At 65.4% G+C, this 4,573-nt stretch carries 4 protein-coding genes; all 4 read right to left on the bottom strand.

Annotation, left to right across the window (positions count from 1 at the left end; genetic code table 11):
• Positions 1–423 (bottom strand): hypothetical protein (locus tag BGN95_RS06150; RefSeq protein WP_502688258.1); only part of this gene is annotated, 423 nt, incomplete at its 3' end.
• Between the two features lie 147 nt (positions 424–570).
• Complete coding sequence (locus BGN95_RS06145) at positions 571–876, bottom strand: hypothetical protein (protein WP_286771987.1); 306 nt, start codon at positions 874–876, stop codon at positions 571–573.
• The gene (gene mgtA / locus BGN95_RS06140; protein ID WP_286771986.1) at positions 867–3,581 is read right to left on the bottom strand and encodes a magnesium-translocating P-type ATPase; all 2,715 of its coding nucleotides are present in this window, start codon (positions 3,579–3,581) and stop codon (positions 867–869) included. The genes BGN95_RS06145 and mgtA overlap by 10 nt, the downstream gene beginning before the upstream one ends.
• A 38-nt stretch (positions 3,582–3,619) precedes the next feature.
• Positions 3,620–3,856, bottom strand: a complete 237-nt coding sequence (locus BGN95_RS06135) for a hypothetical protein (RefSeq protein ID WP_286771985.1) — start codon at positions 3,854–3,856, stop codon at positions 3,620–3,622.
• Positions 3,857–4,573 lie beyond the last annotated feature (717 nt).

Here is a 4,573-nt window from a genome sequence, read left to right as displayed (position 1 = left end):
GACCTCATGCGCAATCGAGGCGGTAAGTTCGCCGAGGCTCGTCACCCGCGCGATCCGCATCAGCCGCTCGCGGGCGTCGTGGATCGCCGCCTCGGCTGCGACGAGCTTGAGCGAGAGATAGGTCGTCACCGCGATCGCGACGATGCTGATCGCGGTGTTGACGATGCCGACCTCATAGACCCCCGAGTGGGTGAGCAGGAAACTGAGCACCGTCAGCACGCCGCACGCTGCCGTGAGGATGACAACCGAGCGCGGACGCAGCACGCGCGTCGCGAGCAGGATCACCGCGACATAGAAGACCGCGGCGGCAATCGCATAATCGGTCACCGTATCGACGATGAAGATCGCTGCGATCGCGGCCATGAGCAGTGCGACCCGGATCGTCCGCCCGCGTTCCACGCCGCCCGGGCGCCGCTGCGTCATCACGCTGTACCTGAGCTCATCGCGTTGCCTTCGGCTCTGCCTCCGCCGGACGCCCCGGCGTGCCCCGCTATGCCGCGTGGATCGCCTGCCGTCGATGATCCTGCGATGGCCACGTCGCCGCCGCCCCGGAAAGCCGCCGCGCATCGCTCATCGTACCCGACGCAGGATGACGAGCGCGGCGCGCTGCAGCCGGTGACAGAATTGCGAGGCGCGCAGCCACGTCCGTCGCGAGATCGCGCGGTGGTGCGCCAGCATCGCCGCGGTGGCGAGCAGGCGGGTGGCGATGACGCTGAGCAGCCAGGCGAGCATCTGTCCCAGTCGCTCGCGCCACGACGGCCCCGGCGGCAGGGAGGCGCCGCGGCGCGCGCCCGAGCCACCGCCGCTCCGCCGCCCGCCTTGCGGCGCGGTTTCGCGGAGTGCCAGCGCGGCGCGATATCGCCGGCTCAGAACCATTGCCCGAACCGCCGGATGTAGAGCGTCTTCATCGACTGGGCGACGATGCAATAGCCGAGCAGGATCGCCACCAGCCACGGGAAATAATGCCACGGCAGCGGCTGCAGCCCGACCATCGCGCCGAACGCCGAGAAGGGAATGAACACGCCGAGCGTACAGATCAGCGCGGTCATCACCAGCACCGGCAACGCCGCGACGCTCTGGAAGAACGGGATTCGTTGGGTGCGCAGCATGTGGACGACCAACGTCTGCGACAGCAGCCCCTCGACGAACCAGCCCGACTGGAACAGCGACTGGTGCGCCGGGGTATTGGCGCCGAACACGAACCACAGAAGCGCGAAGGTCGCGACGTCGAAGATCGACGAGGTCGGCCCGATCCACACCATGAAGCGCCCGATGTTGCGCGCATCCCATTTGCGCGGGCGCTTCAGAAATTCGCGGTCCATGCGGTCCCAAGGCAGCGCGAGCTGCGACACATCGTACATCAGATTCTGGATGAGCAGCTGGATGGCCAGCATCGGCAGGAACGGGATGAAGGCGCTGGCGATCAGCACCGAAAAGACGTTCCCGAAGTTCGAGCTCGCAGTCATGTTGAGATATTTGATGATGTTGCCGAAGGTCTCGCGGCCCTTGAGCACGCCCTCCTCGAGCACCATCAGGCTCTTTTCGAGCAGAATGATGTCGGCCGATTCCTTGGCGATATCGGTGCCGCTGTCGACCGAAATGCCGACATCGGCATCGCGCAATGCCGGCGCGTCGTTGATCCCGTCGCCGAGGAAGCCGACGGTATGGCCATTGGCCTGCAGCGCTTGCAGCACGCGCGATTTCTGCAGTGGCGTGAGCTTGGCGAAGATCGTCCGTTCGTCGACCAAGGCACGCAACCGCGCGTCGTCGAGTGCCTCGATCTCGCGCCCGAGCAGCGGCTGTCCCGGCTCGAGCCCGACCTCGCGGCAGATGCGCGCGGTGACCACCTCATTGTCGCCGGTCAGCACCTTCACCGATACGCCATGCTCGGCAAGCGCAGCGAGCGCAGGGGCTGCGCTCTCCTTCGGCGGATCGAGGAAGGTCAGGAAGCCCTCGACGATCAGGTCGCGCTCATCGGCGATACCGTACAGCGGCTTGCGCTCGTCGTCCGCCGCCTCGCGCGTCGCGAGCACCAGCACGCGGAAGCCCTCGGCATTCATCGCGCGCGCACGGGCGATCAACGTCCCGCGCTCCTCGTCGCCCAGCGGGCGCACCAGATCGCCGTCGCGAATGGCGTGCGAAATACCGAGCATTTCCTCCACCGCGCCCTTGCACACGATCAGATGGCGCTGGTCGGCATCCTCGACCACCACCGAGAGCCGGCGGCGGACGAAATCGAACGGCAGTTCGTCGACCTTGCGATAATTGGCCACCGTGCGGATCACCTCGGGCAATTCGCTGGCGAAGCGGATCACTGCCTGATCCATCAGGTTGCGCACGCCGCTCTGGTGGTGGCTGTTGATCCAGGCATAGCGCAGCACCGCATCGTCGCGTTCGCCGTGGATATTGAGATGCTGTTCGAGGATGATGCGATCCTGCGTCAGCGTGCCGGTCTTGTCGGTGCACAAGACATCCATCGCGCCGAAATTCTGGATCGCGTTGAGCCGCTTCACCACCACCTTGCGCCGCGCCATCGCCACCGCGCCCTTGGCGAGGTTCGACGAGACGATCATCGGCAGCATCTCGGGGGTGAGCCCCACCGCGACCGCGAGCGCGAACAGGAAGGCGTTGGTCCAGTCGCCCTTGGTGAAGCCGTTGATGAGCAGCACGATCGGCACCATCACCAGCATGAAGCGGATCAGCAGCCAGCTGACCGAATTGACCCCGCGATCGAACGCGGTTTCGGCGCGCGAACCGACGATCGCCTTGGCGAGCGACCCGAAATAGGTTCGCGCGCCGGTCGCGACGACAACCGCGGTCGCGGTGCCGCTGACGACATTGGTGCCCATGAAGCAGATCGTCGGCAGATCGAGCGCATCGGCATCGTCATTGGCCGCGGCATCGGCCGATTTGCCCGCCACCGCGCCCAAGGTATCGTATTTCTCGACCGGCAACGCCTCGCCGGTCAGCGCCGCCTGGCTGACGAACAGGTCGCGCGATTCGAGCAGGCGCACATCGGCCGGGATCATGTCCCCGGCCGAAAGCTGGACGATATCGCCGACGACAATCTCGGCCATCGGTATTTCGCGTGCGATGGCCGCATCGCCCTCGTCGGCGCGGCGGCGCACCGTCGCGGTGGTGCGCACCATTGCCTTCAATGCATCGGCGGCCTTGCCCGAGCGATATTCCTGCCAGAAGCGCAGCAGCGCGCTCAGCACGACCATCGTCACGATGATGACGACGCTGGTATAGTCCCCTGTCTCACCGTGGCGCAGCGGGAGGATGATATCGGTCACAGACGAGATCGCCGCGAGCGTCATCAGCACCGCGATGAACGGGTTGGCGAAGGCGTGGAGCAGTTGGACCGGCGCGGGCGGGCGATGATCGTGCGCGACCTCGTTGAGCCCGTCCTTCGCCAGCCGCGCGGCCGCCTCCGCCTCCACAAGCCCGCCGCCGCTCGCGCGGAAATTCGCCAGCGTCGTCTCGATGCTATTGCGCGCCTCGCGGATCGCGCGCGTCGAGAGCTTGCGATTGCGCGGGCGCGCGGCGGCGCCCGGCACGACCTTGGTCATCAGGTTCATGTCGATCTTTCCGAATTTGCTCGAACGCGGCGGCATCATCAGCACGCGGCGCGGCGCCGGACGGTGGTGAAACGGGCCGCGAAACGTGGGTGGATCGGCACGTCCTGATCGTCCGTCTCTGCCGCCGCGATCCAGCGGCAGGCAAGCCGGCCGGTTTCCCTGTCGACATACCAGCAGAGCACCGGGGCCCGGCGCGGCGTCAAAGTATCGCGCACCGCCACCTGGGCGAGACGGGCGGGAAGCGCGCAGACGCGCGCGTTCTTCAAATTGGTCATGTTGCACCTCGCTGCAGCGCCGCTGCGCTGTCGGCGAGGGCTAAAAGGTCAACCTCGACCGAACGGCGACAGCGGCGCGTATTTTCGACTGTCGTCGGATGGCATGGTCATTGGCTCCTTAAACAACCACACGCCGGTGAGGCTCGCAGCTGCTGTCTTTCTCCTAGATCTCCGGGCTAAATCCGGCATCTATACGTGCGTTATTGACACCATATTTTAGGATGGCCTTGATATACGAAGGTATATTCCGCGCCGCGTTTGAGATGTAATCGCCGCAATACCCGAAAAGCTGAGCGGCCGGTCAGCTTCGCTACCGTCGAGCCCCCCAGGGGGGGCACAACTTGCTTGTGCTCACCAAAGGCCTCGAACGAAGATGAGCGAAGGGGCAGCGTTTGGGTTCGGCGAGCGGCCACCGAACGACTGAATTTTGGGCGCATAGCGGCAACGCCGCCTCAGTTAGCCGCAGCGGCTGTTTTCGGCTTATAGAAAGCCGTTCAATCAGCATGCCGCATGCCGCATGCCGCATGCCGCATGCCGCATGCCGCGGACGAAGGCGCTTTCACCGCTCAGTCGCCAAAAGTCCGAAGCTTTTCGAGGCGAGCCTTTTGAACCGCCATCGCCATCTCAATCCGCACGCGTTCCACCGGATCGGTCTTGCCGAGATAATCCTTGAGCGCGCCGACATTCGCCTCGATCGCCGCCTCCAGCTCAAGGAAG

It is taken from the genome of Sphingomonas sp. 66-10, from assembly GCF_001897045.1.
GTDB lineage: Bacteria > Pseudomonadota > Alphaproteobacteria > Sphingomonadales > Sphingomonadaceae > Sphingomonas > Sphingomonas lycopersici.
Note: the sequence above shows the minus strand (reverse complement) of the source record. Positions and strands in the feature narration are given on the sequence as shown.